Below are 13,079 nucleotides of genomic sequence, written 5' to 3'. Positions count from 1 at the left end.
GTGGCCGTGGCTGCCCGGCAGCTTCGCCTGCCACCTGACGGTGCTGACGGTCGTGGGGGGGCGGGGCCGGCCCCGCACCGCCGGGGGGGGGGGGGGGGGGGCGAAAGCTGCCCCCCCCCCCCCCACCCGTCCCCTCCTCATCCGTGGATGGGCAAAGGGCCGGGGCCCGGGGGCCCAGCCCCCAGTAGCGCTCACAGCTACACCGGGGACCACAAAAGCGCACGCCAGCCGTAGGGTGGTCGCATGAACGATCGCATGGTGTGGATCGACTGCGAGATGACCGGCCTCTCGCTGTCCGACGACGCGCTCATCGAGGTAGCCGCCCTCGTCACCGACTCCGAGCTGAACATCCTCGGCGACGGTGTGGACATCGTCGTCCGCCCGCCGGACCAGGCACTGGAGACGATGCCGGAGGTGGTGCGTCAGATGCACACCGCGTCCGGACTCCTCACCGAGCTCTCCGGCGGCACGACGCTCGCGGACGCCGAGGCGCAGGTCCTGGCGTACGTACGCGAGCACGTGAAGGAACCGGGCAAGGCCCCCCTGTGCGGCAACTCCGTCGGCACGGACCGCGGATTCCTGCTCCGGGACATGCCGACCCTCGAGGACTACCTCCACTACCGGATCGTCGACGTGTCCAGCATCAAGGAGCTGGCCCGCCGCTGGTACCCGCGCGCCTACTTCAACAGCCCGGAGAAGAACGGCAACCACCGCGCCCTCGCCGACATCCGGGAGTCCATCGCGGAACTGCGCTACTACCGCGAGGCCGTCTTCGTACCGCAGCCGGGGCCCGACTCGGACACGGCGAAGAAGATCGCCGCGAAGTACGTCCTGCCTGCGCAGTAAGAAGTCGGACGCGAGCACCCCTTCGGACCCTGTACACTTTTTCTCGGCCGGTCGGAGAGATCCGAACAGCCGACATGGTGGGTGTAGCTCAGCTGGTAGAGCACCTGGTTGTGGTCCAGGATGCCGCGGGTTCAAGTCCCGTCACTCACCCTGATTCTTCAGCCGGTGCCTTGGAGACAAGGCACCGGCTGAAGTCGTTTCAGGGCGCCTACGCTGAGCCGGTGTCCGAGCCCCTCTCCACCTCCCGCCTCGACCTACTCCCCCTGCGCGTCGAACACGCCGCGGAGATGGCCGTCGTCCTGTCCGATCCGGCCCTGCACACCTTCATCGGCGGCATCCCCGACTCCCCCGACGCCCTGCGATCCCGCTACCACCGACTCGTCGCCGGCTCGCCGGACCCGGACGTCACCTGGCACAACTGGGTGCTGCGGCTGCGCACGGACGCCTGTCTCGTGGGCACCGTCCAGGCGACGGTCGCGCGGGAGCACACCGCCGAGATCGCGTGGGTGGTCGGCACGCCGTGGCAGGGCCGCGGCTTCGCCTCGGAGGCGGTGCGGGCACTGGTCGACGGGCTCGGGCGGCGGGGCGTACGGACGGTCGTCGCTCACATCCACCCCGAGCATCTCGCGTCGGAGGCGGTGGCCGCGGCGGCCGGACTGACACCGACCGACGAGGAGCACGACGGGGAACGGCGGTGGCGGCTCGCCCTGCGGAGCTGAAGCCCACCGCCCACCGCCCACCGCCATGCCTCGACACCTCCACGCCTCTACGCCTCCACGCCTCCGCGCCCGCTCAACCCGCCTACGCCACCGACCCGTTCACCGCGATCGCAGGAGGCACGGAAGGCGGGCAACACCTCAGCCGCAGTCCGCCGACCGGCTGCCGCCCGTCGAGCGGTGGGCGTATTGTCGGCTTATGAGCCGTTCGCGAGGTTGGGAGGCTCGTGATGCGGTCGCGCCGGAGTCATCGGGGGCGACTGCTGACCTGGGTCATCGTCGGGTTCAACCTGGCGATGCTGCTGTGGCTCGTGATCGCCCTCGACGCGGCGGGCGAGGCGAACGGGTCGTGCGTCGGGGAGCTGTGCCGGGAGGCCGACGATCCGGACAGCTCCGTGGGCGCCTGGCTGGTGATCTTCTTCTGGTTGACGGGTGCCGTGCTGCTGGGCGTGGTCTGGCTGATCGCGCACCGCACCGAGGATCCGGGGCGGCGGCCCCGCCGGTGGCGGCACCGCTAGCGTCGCCTGTCCACCGGTCGGGGGCCGGGCCTCGTCAGGACGACCTCCGTGCCACCAGCTCCGTCGCCAGGACCACCTGCCGGCGCTCCAGCTCCCGGGTGATCGCGGGGCGGCGGTCCGCGATCTCCGTCAGCAGCAGGTCGATCATCCTGCGGCCCATCTCCTCGATGGGCTGGCGGACGCTCGTCAGCGGCGGGTCCATGTGGCGGGCGATGGCCGAGTCGTCGTAGCCGACGAGCGCCACCTCGTCGGGGATGCTGCGGCCCTTTTCGCGCAGGACCTGACGGGCGCCGGCCGCCATCACGTCCGATCCCGCGAAGACGGCGTCCAGGTCGGGGCGGCGGGCGAGCAGCTCGGTCATCGCGCGCCGGCCGCCCTCCTCGGTGAAGTCGCCCGGCTGGATCAACTGCTCGTCCACCTCGTGGCCCGCGTCGAGCAGGGCGGCGCGGTAGCCGTCGACGCGGCGCTGGGCGCCGTACACGTCGAGGCGGCCGGTGATGTGGGCGACCGCCCGGCAGCCGCGGGCCAGCAGGTGCTCGACTGCCGAGCGGGCGCCGCCGAAGTTGTCGGAGTCGACCGAGGGGAGTGTCTCCCCGGCGGACCTCGGGCCGCTGATCACAGCCGGTATTTCCAGCTGGGAGAGGAGGTCGGGCAGCGGGTCGTCGGCGTGCACGGAGACCAGGAGGACGCCGTCGACGCGGTGGGCGGCGAGGTACTGGGCGAGGCGGGCCCGTTCCCGGTCGTTGCCCGCGAAGATCAGCAGCAGCTGCATCTGCGTGTCGGCCAGCTCGGCGCCGACGCCCTTGAGCATGTCGGAGAAGTACGGCTCGGCGAAGAAGCGGGTCTCCGGCTCGGGGACGACGAGGGCGATCGCGTCGGTGCGGTTGGCGGCGAGGGCGCGGGCGGCCGTGTTGGGGACGTAGCCGAGTTCGGCCACGGCCGCCTCCACCGCGGCGCGGGTGGCGTCGCTGACCCGCGGCGAGCCGTTGATCACCCGGGAGACCGTGCCGCGGCCGACGCCGGCACGGGCTGCCACCTCTTCGAGGGTGGGCCGGCCACCACTCCGGCTCCGCGCTCCGTGGCTTGCCATGGGCTTAGCCCTCCCGTCGACCCTTGCGTTTGGCCTGGAATCTAACAGTCCTGCCGGAGGGGAGCCCGCTCGTGGTCGGCTCCCGGGTTTCCGCAGGGTGACGTGCGTGGGTGGCTGAAACGCGATCCCTTGGTTCCAGTTAACAGCCCGATAACTGAACGCATCTCTCCGGTCCTAGTCCCTTGACACCCCCGCTCGGACCGACGACGCTTCAACACATCACCGGTGGGAGCGCTCCCACGGTACCTGACACATACACATCCCGCACGTTCCCCGCCCGAGCCGCAGCTAGAACTAACGGGCCCAACAATGCAGTTGGCCGGGGGGTCGGCACGTCAGGGCAACAGGAGGACGCAATGCGAGCACGTACCCGAATCGCCCGCAAGACGATGGTCCTCGCGGCCGTCGCCGCGCTGGGCTCCGGGCTGCTGGCCGGCTGTGCCGACGACGGAGACGACGGCGGCGACGGCTCGTCTTCGGGCGAAGGCGGCGGCAAGACCACGATCACGCTGGGCCTCTTCGGCACCCAGGGCTTCAAGGAAGCCGGCCTCTACGCCGAGTACGAGAAGCTGAACCCGGACATCAAGATCGCCGAGAACGTCGTCGAGCGGAACGAGAACTACTATCCCTCTCTCGTCAACCACCTGACCACCAACAGCGGCCTGCAGGACATCCAGGCCGTCGAGGTCGGCAACATCGCCGAGGTCGTGAACACCCAGGCCGCGAAGCTGATGGACCTGTCCAAGGTGTCGGGCGTCCAGTCGAGCAACTGGCTCGACTGGAAGTGGAAGCAGGCCACCACCAAGGACGGCCAGACCATCGGTCTGGGCACCGACGTCGGCCCGATGGCCATCTGCTACCGCAAGGACCTGTTCGAGCAGGCCGGACTGCCGTCCGAGCGCGAAGAGGTCAGCAAGCTGTGGGCGGGCAGCTGGGAGGAGTTCGTCAAGGTCGGCAAGGACTACCAGGGGAAGGCGCCCAAGGGCACCACCTTCCTGGACTCCCCCGGCGGTCTGCTGAACGCGATCGTCAGCGGTGAGAGCGAGAAGTTCTACGACGCCTCCGGCGAGGTCATCTACAAGACGAACCCCGCCATCAAGAAGGCCTTCAACCTGACGGCGCAGGCCGCCGAGGACGGGCTGATCGGCAACCAGACGCAGTTCCAGCCCGCCTGGGACACGACGATCGCCAACAGCAAGTTCGCCGCGATGTCCTGCCCGCCGTGGATGCTCGGCTACATCAAGGGCAAGTCGAAGCCCGAGGCGGCCGGCAAGTGGGACGTGGCCACCTCGCCCAAGCCCGGCAACTGGGGCGGCACCTTCCTCGCCGTGCCGAAGTCCGGCAAGAACGCCGACGAGGCCGCGAAGCTCGCCGCGTGGCTGACCGCGCCCGAGCAGCAGGCCAAGCTCTTCGCCAAGCAGGGCAGCTTCCCGAGCGCCCCGGCCGCCTACACCATGCCTCAGGTCACCGGCGCGAAGAACGACATGACCGGTGACTCCCCGATCGGCACGATCTTCGCCGACGCCGCCAAGCAGATCCCCGCCCAGGTGATCGGCCCGAAGGACCAGATCATCCAGCAGGGTCTGACCGACAACGGCGTCATCCTGGTCACCCAGGGCAAGTCGGCCGAGGAAGCCTGGAACACGGCCACCAAGACCATCGACAACAACCTGGAGAAGTGACCGGTATGGCCACCCGGCACGACACCGCCGCGCTCCCCCTCAAGGAGGGGGGCGCGGCCCCGGGCCGCCCGCCCGCCGACGCCGTGCCCGAGGCGGACAAGCGCCGCCGGGCCCGGCTGTCCCGCCGCTGGCAGCGGGACATGCGCTGGAGCCCGTACGCGTTCGTCTCGCCGTTCTTCCTGCTCTTCCTCGCGTTCGGCCTGTTCCCGCTGATCTACACCGGCTGGGCCTCGCTGCACACGGTGGAGATGACCGCGCCCACCGACATGGAGTGGGCGGGCCTGCGCAACTACACCCGGATCTTCGACGACGACTTCTTCTGGAACGCCGCGAAGAACACCCTGACCATCGGCATCATCTCCACGGTTCCGCAGCTGATGATGGCGATGGGCATCGCCCACATCCTCAACTACAAGCTGCGCGGCTCGACCTTCTACCGGGTCATGATGCTCGCGCCCTACGCGACGTCGATCGCCGCCGCGTCCCTGGTCTTCGTGCTGCTCTTCGGCCGCGACTACGGCATGATCAACTGGGCGCTGAACGCCGTCGGCTTCGACAACATCGACTGGCAGAACGACAAGTGGGCCTCCCAGATCGCCGTCTCGTCGATCGTGATCTGGCGCTGGACCGGCTACAACGCGCTGATCTACCTGGCCGCGATGCAGGCGATCCCGCAGGACCTGTACGAGTCGGCGGCCCTGGACGGGGCCAACCGGTGGCGGCAGTTCATCCACGTCACCCTGCCGTCGCTGCGCCCGACCATCCTGTTCACCGTGGTCGTGTCGACCATCGGTGCTTCCCAGCTGTTCGGCGAGCCCCTGCTGTTCGACGCGAACAAGGGCACCTCCGGCGGCTCCCAGCACCAGTTCCAGACACTCGGCCTGTACCTGTACGAGCAGGGCTGGGTCAACCAGCACCTGGGCCGCGCCTCGGCGATCGCCTGGACGATGTTCCTGATCCTCATCGTGATCGGGATCGTCAACTACGTCATCTCGCGCCGGCTGCGCGCCAGTAGTTAGGAGAACCGGCCGTGACGACGACACTGACCCCGGTGGATACGACCGACCAGAAGCCCAAGCGGATACGGCGGCCCAAGTCGGCGCGCGCGGGCGGGCAGATGCACGCCGGTCCCGTCGCGTACATCATCCTCGCCCTGTTCACCATCGGCTCGCTGTTCCCGCTGGTGTGGACGGCGATCGCCGCCTCGCGCGACACCCAGCGCCTGGCGCAGACGCCGCCGCCGTTCTGGTTCGGCTCGAACCTCTTCGACAACCTCGAGATCGCCTGGAACGACGCCAACCTCGGCGAGGCGTTCATCAACACCACGTTCGTGGCGGGGGTGTCGGCGGTGACCGTCGTGTTCCTGTCGACGATCGCCGGGTTCGCCTTCGCCAAACTGCGCTTCAAGGGCCGGGGCGCGATGATGCTGATCGTGATCGGCACCATGATGGTGCCGCCGCAGCTCAGCGTGATCCCGCTGTACATGATGGTCGCCGAGCTCGGCTGGACCGACCAGCTGAAGGCCGTCATCTTCCCCTCGCTGGTGAGCGCCTTCGGCGTGTTCTTCATGCGGCAGTACCTGATCCAGGCGCTGCCGGACGAGATCATCGAGGCGGCCCGGGTGGACGGCGCGAGCAGCTGGCGGGTGGTGTGGCACGTGGTGTTCCCGGCCGCGCGGCCCGCGATGGCCGTCCTGGGGATGCTGATGTTCGTCCAGACGTGGAACGACTTCCTGTGGCCGTTCCTGGTGCTGACCCAGACCGGCAGCCCGACCGTGCAGGTCGCTGTCGCGGGACTCGGCCGGGGCTTCACGCCCGACCAGTCCCTGATCATGGCCGGTGCGCTGCTGGGCACGCTGCCGCTGCTGATCGTCTTCGCCATCTTCGGCAAGCAGATCGTGGGCGGCATCATGCAGGGCGCCGTCAAGGGCTGAGTCCTGCCCTGTTCACCCCTGCTTCCGGGGGCCGAGCCATCGCCGCCTCGGCCCCTTCTCTCCCCCTCCTCTCCCCTCTCCCCTCCCCCCTCCACCTGTCGGTCTCCACGACCTCCTATGGGAGCGCTTCCATGCCTGATTCCGAAACGCCGGCGACCCCGGTGACCTTTCCCCCCGCCTTCCTCTGGGGCGCCGCGACCTCCGCCTACCAGATCGAGGGGGCGGTGCGGGAAGGCGGTCGTACGCCCTCCATCTGGGACACCTTCAGCCACACGCCGGGCAAGACGTCCGGCGGCGAGACCGGTGACATCGCTGTCGACCACTACCACCGCTACCGCGACGACGTGGCGTTGATGGCGGAGCTCGGCCTGACCTCGTACCGCTTCTCGATCTCCTGGCCGCGGGTGCAACCGACGGGGCGGGGTCCGGCGGTCCAGGTCGGCCTGGACTTCTACCGCCGCCTGGTGGACGAGCTGCTCGCGCACGGCATCAAGCCGGCGGTCACCCTCTACCACTGGGATCTGCCGCAGGAGTTGGAGGACGCGGGCGGCTGGCCCGAGCGCGACACGGCGTACCGCTTCGCCGAGTACGCGCAGATCGTCGGCGAGGCGCTCGGCGACCGGGTGGAGCAGTGGATCACGCTCAACGAGCCGTGGTGCAGCGCCTTCCTGGGCTACGCCTCCGGGGTGCACGCCCCCGGTCGTACGGACCCGGCGGCCTCCCTCAAGGCCGCGCACCACCTGAACCTGGCGCACGGCCTGGGCACCACGGCCCTGCGTGCCGCGATGCCGGCCCGCAACTCGGTGGCGGTGAGCCTCAACTCCTCTGTGGTCAGGCCGCTTTCGTCGGACCCGGCGGACCTGGCGGCGGTCCGGAGGATCGACGACCTGGCCAACGGTGTCTTCCACGGGCCGATGCTGCACGGCGCGTACCCGGAGACGCTGTTCGCGGCGACGGAGCTGATCACGGACTGGTCGTACGTCCTGGACGGCGACCTGGCGGCCATCAACCAGCCGCTGGACGCGCTGGGCCTCAACTACTACACGCCGGCGCTGGTCTCGGCGACCGACCCGCACGCGAACGGCCCGCGCGCCGACGGCCACGGCTCCAGCTCGTACTCGCCCTGGCCGGGGGCGGACGACGTCGCCTTCCACCAGACTCCGGGTGAGCGTACGGAGATGGGCTGGACGATCGACCCGACGGGCCTGCAGGACCTGATCATGCGCTACTCGCGCGAGGCTCCCGGTCTGCCGCTGTACATCACCGAGAACGGCGCGGCCTACGACGACAAGCCGGACCCCGACGGCCGCGTGCACGACCCCGAGCGGATCGCGTATCTCCACGGCCATCTGCGCGCGGTCCGCCGCGCCATCTCGGACGGCGCGGACGTCCGGGGCTACTACCTGTGGTCCCTGATGGACAACTTCGAGTGGGCGTACGGCTACGGCAAGCGCTTCGGCGCGGTGTACGTCGACTACGCGACGCTGGCCCGCACCCCGAAGTCGAGCGCCCACTGGTACGCCCAGGCGGCCCGCACGGGAGCGCTTCCGCCGGTGACGTCGCAGGACCTGCCGCCGCTGGCGGCAACGGACTAACACCCAGGGGGAAGCGGGGGACGGGGCGCGGTATCCGACGGGGGTGCCGCGCCCCGAGGTGCCTCACCCCAGCACCGCCACCACCAGCGCCACCACGAGGGCCACGACGACCGCCGCGGCCGCGGTGATCGCGGCGAAGTGGCGGACGCGTTCCCTCGTGGGACGGGAGGCGACCTCGATGCCGGTGCGGGAGGGAAAGACGTAGTAGTCGCGGTGCGGGTCGGCGTGGACCCTGACGACGGCCAGGGGGAGGTGGCGGAGGGTCACGCGGCGGGCCACTTCCCCTTTGCGCACGGCCAGTCGGGGCGTGACCAGCTCCCGGTGGGCGTCTTCGAGGTCGTCCGGAAGCTTGTCGGTGGCCTTTGTCAGGACGGTCTCGCGCCAGTCGCCCGCGTTGCCGGTCGAGCGCCGCAGGTCCAGCCTGCCGAGCTGTCGCTCCTTGTCGTGGTGAGGGGTGTGGTCCACGAATCCCTCCGTCCAGACGGTGAAGCGGCCGGTGCCCTGGCACTCCTGGTGGGTGACCCGTTTCGTGCCCTCGCAGGCCTCGCACTCCACGAAACCGGCCTTCTTGCAGGCAGGGCAGTCCAGTTGGCGTCGGCCACGGCACTTCGGGCAGGCCACGTCCGGAACCCGGCAGCGTGTGCAGGTGGCCCGAGCGGCCCGTTCCCCGGCGGTGGCGTGGGGGTGCCGGGACGCCGTGGACCGGCGGGTGCGCGGGCGGCCGGTGCCCTCGCACTCCCAGCAGGCGTCGGGGCCTCCCTGGCAGGCGGCGCAGTCGACGAACCGGGGGCAGTCGCTGCGGCCGCGCCCGCCGCACGCCGCGCACTCGTTGGTACCGCCGTGGCAGTCGCCGCACAGGACCTCGTCGAGCGTGCCCCGGCGCACCAGCAGCAGGCCGTTGTGGCGCTCCGGGTCGGTCGGCGGGTCGACGCGGTACGCGCGGATGTCGGTGTACGTCGGGCGGCCGGCGATCTCGCCCCGGCTGCCCGGCTCCCGCATCGGCCGCTCGTCGCGGGTCTCGATGGACCGGACGACGCGGAAGTCGAGCAGGGACTGCCAGGTGAGGTCCGCCGTGCCGGGCGAGGTCAGCCGGGTGGTGAGGCCGCGCCGGGCGACGTGCGCCTCGACCGCCTGGAGCATCTCTTCGCCGGACGGTTCTCTGACCACAGCCGCTCCCCCTGGTCGACGCCCCGACGATCAGGGTAGGGACGACCCGGTTGGCCAGCAAGAAGGCCAACGGGGTCGTCCCTGGCCGCTCATGGCGTGGTCGAGCGCGGTTCCCGTACGACCATGACGTCTCCCGGCGCCACCGTCACCCGGCCGCCGTCGACCCGCTTGGCCGCCAGCAGCTCCGTCGCGTCCGGCGCCACGTCGACCTCCGCGCCCCGGTCACCATGGTTGATCAGGAAGAGGTAGTCGGCCTCCGGCCCGCGCCGCAGCACCGCCTCCACCCCCTCGGGCGTCACCCGGACCGGCGCCACGCCCGCCTCCGCGCGGACGCGGTCCAGGAGCGCGGCCAGCGTCGACGGGTCCGGCAGGGTCGCCACGTACCACGCGGTACCCGTGCCGAAGTCGTGACGCGTCACCGCCGGGATGCCGGTGAGCGTGCCTTCGGTGTACGAGGTGATCGCCTCGGCGCCGGCCAGGCGCACGCGCTCCGACCACAGCGACGCCGTGCCACCCCCGCTCAGGCTCACCGACTCGCCCGGCAGCAGCGGGAACAGCTCGTCCGTGTACACACCGAGCACGTCCCGGAACGCGCCCGGGTAACCGCCGAGCCGTACATGGCAGTTCTCGTCGACGGCCCCGCTGTGGAAGCCGACCGCCAGCGTGCCGCCGCCCTCCGCGAAGCGCGTCAGGTTCGCCGCGCCCTCGTCGTCGACCAGGTAGAGGTTCGGGGCCAGCACCAGTCGGTACGACGACAGGTCGGCGTCCGGGCGTACGAAGTCCACGGCGACGCCCGACCGCCACAGGGGCTCGTACCAGGCACGGACCAGGTCCAGGTAGCGGACCTGTTCGCTCGGCTGGGACGGGAGTTCCAGGGCCCAGCGGGCGTTCCAGTCCCAGACGACGGCCACGGACGCCGTGCCCGTGCTGCCGCGCACCTCGGCCAGTGCCTTCAGGTCGGCGCCGAGTGCGACCACGTCCCGCCAGATCTGGCTGTCCGTGCCCGCGTGCGGCAGCATCGCCGAGTGCCACTGCTCGGCGCCCGCCTTGGCGGCCCGCCACTGGAAGTAGGCGATGCCGTCGGCGCCGTGTGCCACATGGGCGAGGGCGTTGCGCCGCAACTCCCCCGCCGTCTTGGCCCGGTTGACCGGCTGCCAGTTGACCGCGCCCGTCGAGTGCTCCATCAGCAGCCAGGGCCGGCCGCCCGCCAGCGAGCGGACCAGGTCGCCGCTCAGCGCGATGTCGATCTCCGACTCCGGGTCGGTGGAGCGGAGGTAGTGGTCGTTGGAGACGACGTCCAGTTCGGGGGCCCAGCGCCAGTAGTCCAGCGCGTCGAAGGCGTACATCACCATGAAGTTGGTGGTGGCCGGTGTGCCGGGGGCCGCTTCTCGCAGGACGGCCCGCTCCGCCTTGTACAGCGACAGCAGCTCGTCGCTGCAGAAGCGGCGCCAGTCCAGCTGATGGGTCGGGTTGGGGACGGCACCGGTGGCGCGGGGCGGGATGATCTCGTCCCAGTCGTAGTACCGCTGGCTCCAGAAGGTGGTGCCCCAGGCGTCGTTCAGCGCATCGAGACTCCGGTACTTCGCCCGCAGCCAGACCCGGAACGCCGCCGCGCTCGTGTCGCAGTGGCACTCCGCGTTGTGGCAGCCGTACTCGTTGTGGACGTGCCACATCACGACGGCCGGGTGAGCGGCGTACCGCGCGGCGAGTTCCCCCGCGATCCGCAGGGCGGCCTCGCGGTAGGCGGGGCTGCTCGGGCAGAACGTCTGACGGCTGCCGTACGACAGTCCGCGGCCGTCCCGGTCCACCGGGAGCGCCTCAGGATGCGCGCGGAAGAACCACGCCGGTGGGGCCGCCGTCGGCGTCGCCAGGTCGGCGGCGATGCCGTTCTCGTGGAGCAGGTCCAGGATCCGGTCCAGGAGTGTGAAGTCGTACACACCCTCGGACGGCTCGAGCAGCGCCCAGGAGAAGATGCCGACGCTGACCATGGTGACGCCGGCCTCACGCATGAGGCGTACGTCCTCGGCCCAGACCTCCTCGGGCCACTGCTCGGGGTTGTAGTCGCCGCCGTAGGCGATGCCCGGAACGTTCAAGGTGCTCACCGGGCAGCTCCCGTGAGGAGCCGACGGGTTGTCTCCACGCCCCACTGGTCCAGCGACAACAGCCGGTCGCTGGACGCCATCAGGCCGCCCGTCGCCGCCACATGTGCCGCCCACCGCTCCCGGGTCTCCACCGCGGGGCGGGCCATCAGGCAGTCGGGGTCGTTGATCCAGAGGCGGCCGTGCTGCCACTGGCGGCCGACGCCGGTGAACTCCGCCGGGTCCTGGCCGGGTTGGGAGTAGTCGTCGGCCTCGGGGCGGCGGTGCGGGGCGGTGTCGGGGCTGACCCGCATCGCGTCGAACAGGCCGATGGAGGGGAGCAGGGGCGCGCCGCAGCCCAGCAGGTACGCGTCCGGGCCGATCGCCTCGCGGATCAGCTCGATACCGGAGCGGTACGCCTGGAGGGCGTCGTCCGAGCCGTGCCGTACGCCGTCCATGGCGCCCGCGTACAGGAAGTCGACCTTGAAGTAGTCGTACCCCTCTGAGCGCAGGGTCGTGAAGACCGAGGCCAGGTACTCCGCCGCGGCCGGGTGGGTGGTGTCGAGGATGCTCAGGTCGTGGCCCCAGTTGCGGCCCGCGTGCGCGAAGCCGCCGTCGGCTCCCCGGACCAGCCAGTCGGGGTGCTCGGCGGCCAGGTCGCTCGCCGGGTCGACGAGGAAGGGTGCCGTCCAGATGCCGGCCCGGCGGCCCCGGGCGCGGATCGCCTCGGCGATGCCGGCGCGGGAGCGGAAGCGGCCGGAGAGGGTGAGCCAGTCGCCGAGGGCCTTCTGATAGCCGTCGTCGATCTGCACGACGTCGATGGGCAGGTCGAGGGTGTCCATCGCGCGCAGGTTCTCGTGGATGTCGTCCTCGGTGACGGCCGTGAAGTACTCGTACCAGGAGCACCAGACCGTGGGGGCCGGTCCCGGGGCCGCGACCCCGAGACCGGCGGCCCAGTCCGCCAGCGTCGACTGGATGCCCGTGCCCGTGAACTCCTTCACCGGGCCGTCGGCGCTGATCTCCGCCGTGTCGCCCTCGACGAGCAGGCGGATCGAGGGGACCTCCGTCAGCGGCTCCGCCGCCGCCCACAGCCGGACCGGCGATCCGTCACCCGGGTCGAGCGCCAGCAGGCCCTCGCCCTGGAAGGTGCCCTCGGGGACGGTGACGCCCGGTCGGTAGCAGACCGTCGCCCAGTTGTCGTTCGTCGGGCGGTACGGCGTCTCGTCGAGGGCGTAGGCGCCGCTGGGGCTCCAGGACTGCCAGCCCTCCTCGTGGACGCGGGCGGTGCGCGGGTCCACGGACACGGAGGCGACCGGGGTGAAGGGGTTGTGCACGGACATCTCTTTCAAGCTGGGGGCGGTCAGCCCTTGTTGGCGCCCAGGGTCAGTCCGCTGACGAACTGGCGCTGGAGCACGAAGTACACGATCAGGGTGGGGATCGCGGTGAGCAGGGCG

At 70.8% G+C, this 13,079-nt stretch carries 11 protein-coding genes, 1 tRNA gene and 1 pseudogene; 8 read left to right on the top strand and 5 right to left on the bottom strand.

All coding sequences use genetic code 11. The features are described 5' to 3' along the window. The first annotated feature begins 243 nt into the window (after positions 1–243). The 4 genes from orn (at position 244) to ACFWWR_RS46765 (ending at position 2,080) form a co-directional block, all read left to right on the top strand. Positions 244–846 carry an oligoribonuclease gene (gene orn, locus ACFWWR_RS46780; protein WP_383877660.1) on the top strand — a complete coding sequence of 201 codons (603 nt, stop codon included), beginning with the start codon at positions 244–246 and terminating at the stop codon, positions 844–846. 77 nt (positions 847–923) lie between these two features. Then, positions 924–996, top strand: a tRNA-His gene (locus ACFWWR_RS46775). Between the two features lie 71 nt (positions 997–1,067). Continuing rightward, entirely contained in the window at positions 1,068–1,565 is a 498-nt protein-coding gene (locus tag ACFWWR_RS46770) for a GNAT family N-acetyltransferase (RefSeq protein ID WP_383877662.1), read from the top strand. 227 nt (positions 1,566–1,792) lie between these two features. Beyond that, the gene (locus tag ACFWWR_RS46765) at positions 1,793–2,080 is read left to right on the top strand and encodes a hypothetical protein (RefSeq protein ID WP_384310493.1); all 288 of its coding nucleotides are present in this window, start codon (positions 1,793–1,795) and stop codon (positions 2,078–2,080) included. 34 nt (positions 2,081–2,114) lie between these two features. On the opposite strand, the gene ACFWWR_RS46760 is transcribed toward ACFWWR_RS46765, so the two are convergent. Continuing rightward, the gene (locus tag ACFWWR_RS46760) at positions 2,115–3,170 is read right to left on the bottom strand and encodes a LacI family DNA-binding transcriptional regulator (protein ID WP_217240236.1); all 1,056 of its coding nucleotides are present in this window, start codon (positions 3,168–3,170) and stop codon (positions 2,115–2,117) included. A gap of 356 nt (positions 3,171–3,526) precedes the next feature. On the opposite strand from ACFWWR_RS46760, the gene ACFWWR_RS46755 reads away from it, so the two are divergent. The 4 genes from ACFWWR_RS46755 (at position 3,527) to ACFWWR_RS46740 (ending at position 8,380) form a co-directional block, all read left to right on the top strand. Further along, positions 3,527–4,852, top strand: coding sequence for an ABC transporter substrate-binding protein (locus tag ACFWWR_RS46755; protein WP_384310490.1), 1,326 nt, complete (start codon positions 3,527–3,529; stop codon positions 4,850–4,852). Positions 4,853–4,857: 5 nt separating this feature from the next. Then, a complete protein-coding gene (locus tag ACFWWR_RS46750; protein WP_383877672.1) occupies positions 4,858–5,871 on the top strand; it encodes a carbohydrate ABC transporter permease in 1,014 nt (337 codons plus the stop codon). 11 nt (positions 5,872–5,882) lie between these two features. Beyond that, on the top strand, positions 5,883–6,785 hold the full coding sequence (locus ACFWWR_RS46745) for a carbohydrate ABC transporter permease (RefSeq protein ID WP_384310487.1): 903 nt from the start codon (positions 5,883–5,885) through the stop codon (positions 6,783–6,785). 131 nt (positions 6,786–6,916) lie between these two features. Next, positions 6,917–8,380 carry a GH1 family beta-glucosidase gene (locus ACFWWR_RS46740; RefSeq protein WP_384310485.1) on the top strand — a complete coding sequence of 488 codons (1,464 nt, stop codon included), beginning with the start codon at positions 6,917–6,919 and terminating at the stop codon, positions 8,378–8,380. A 63-nt stretch (positions 8,381–8,443) separates the two neighbouring features. Here the strand turns inward: ACFWWR_RS46740 and ACFWWR_RS46735 are convergent, their stop codons facing one another. The 4 genes and pseudogenes from ACFWWR_RS46735 to ACFWWR_RS46720 all read right to left on the bottom strand — a co-directional run. Continuing rightward, positions 8,444–9,547, bottom strand: a complete 1,104-nt coding sequence (locus ACFWWR_RS46735; RefSeq protein ID WP_384310483.1) for a hypothetical protein — start codon at positions 9,545–9,547, stop codon at positions 8,444–8,446. An 89-nt stretch (positions 9,548–9,636) separates the two neighbouring features. Then, on the bottom strand, positions 9,637–11,649 hold the full coding sequence (locus tag ACFWWR_RS46730) for a beta-galactosidase (protein WP_384310481.1): 2,013 nt from the start codon (positions 11,647–11,649) through the stop codon (positions 9,637–9,639). Continuing rightward, on the bottom strand, positions 11,646–12,959 hold the full coding sequence (locus ACFWWR_RS46725; RefSeq protein ID WP_384310496.1) for a glycoside hydrolase family 36 protein: 1,314 nt from the start codon (positions 12,957–12,959) through the stop codon (positions 11,646–11,648). The genes ACFWWR_RS46730 and ACFWWR_RS46725 overlap by 4 nt, the downstream gene beginning before the upstream one ends. A 26-nt stretch (positions 12,960–12,985) precedes the next feature. Beyond that, a pseudogene (locus tag ACFWWR_RS46720) lies at positions 12,986–13,079 on the bottom strand (carbohydrate ABC transporter permease); the annotation flags it as partial.

Origin of the sequence: Streptomyces sp. NPDC058678, from assembly GCF_042714835.1 — a bacterium.
Classification (GTDB): domain Bacteria; phylum Actinomycetota; class Actinomycetes; order Streptomycetales; family Streptomycetaceae; genus Streptomyces.
The sequence above is the reverse complement of the archived record's forward strand: the minus strand, read 5'-3'. Positions and strand labels throughout refer to the sequence as shown.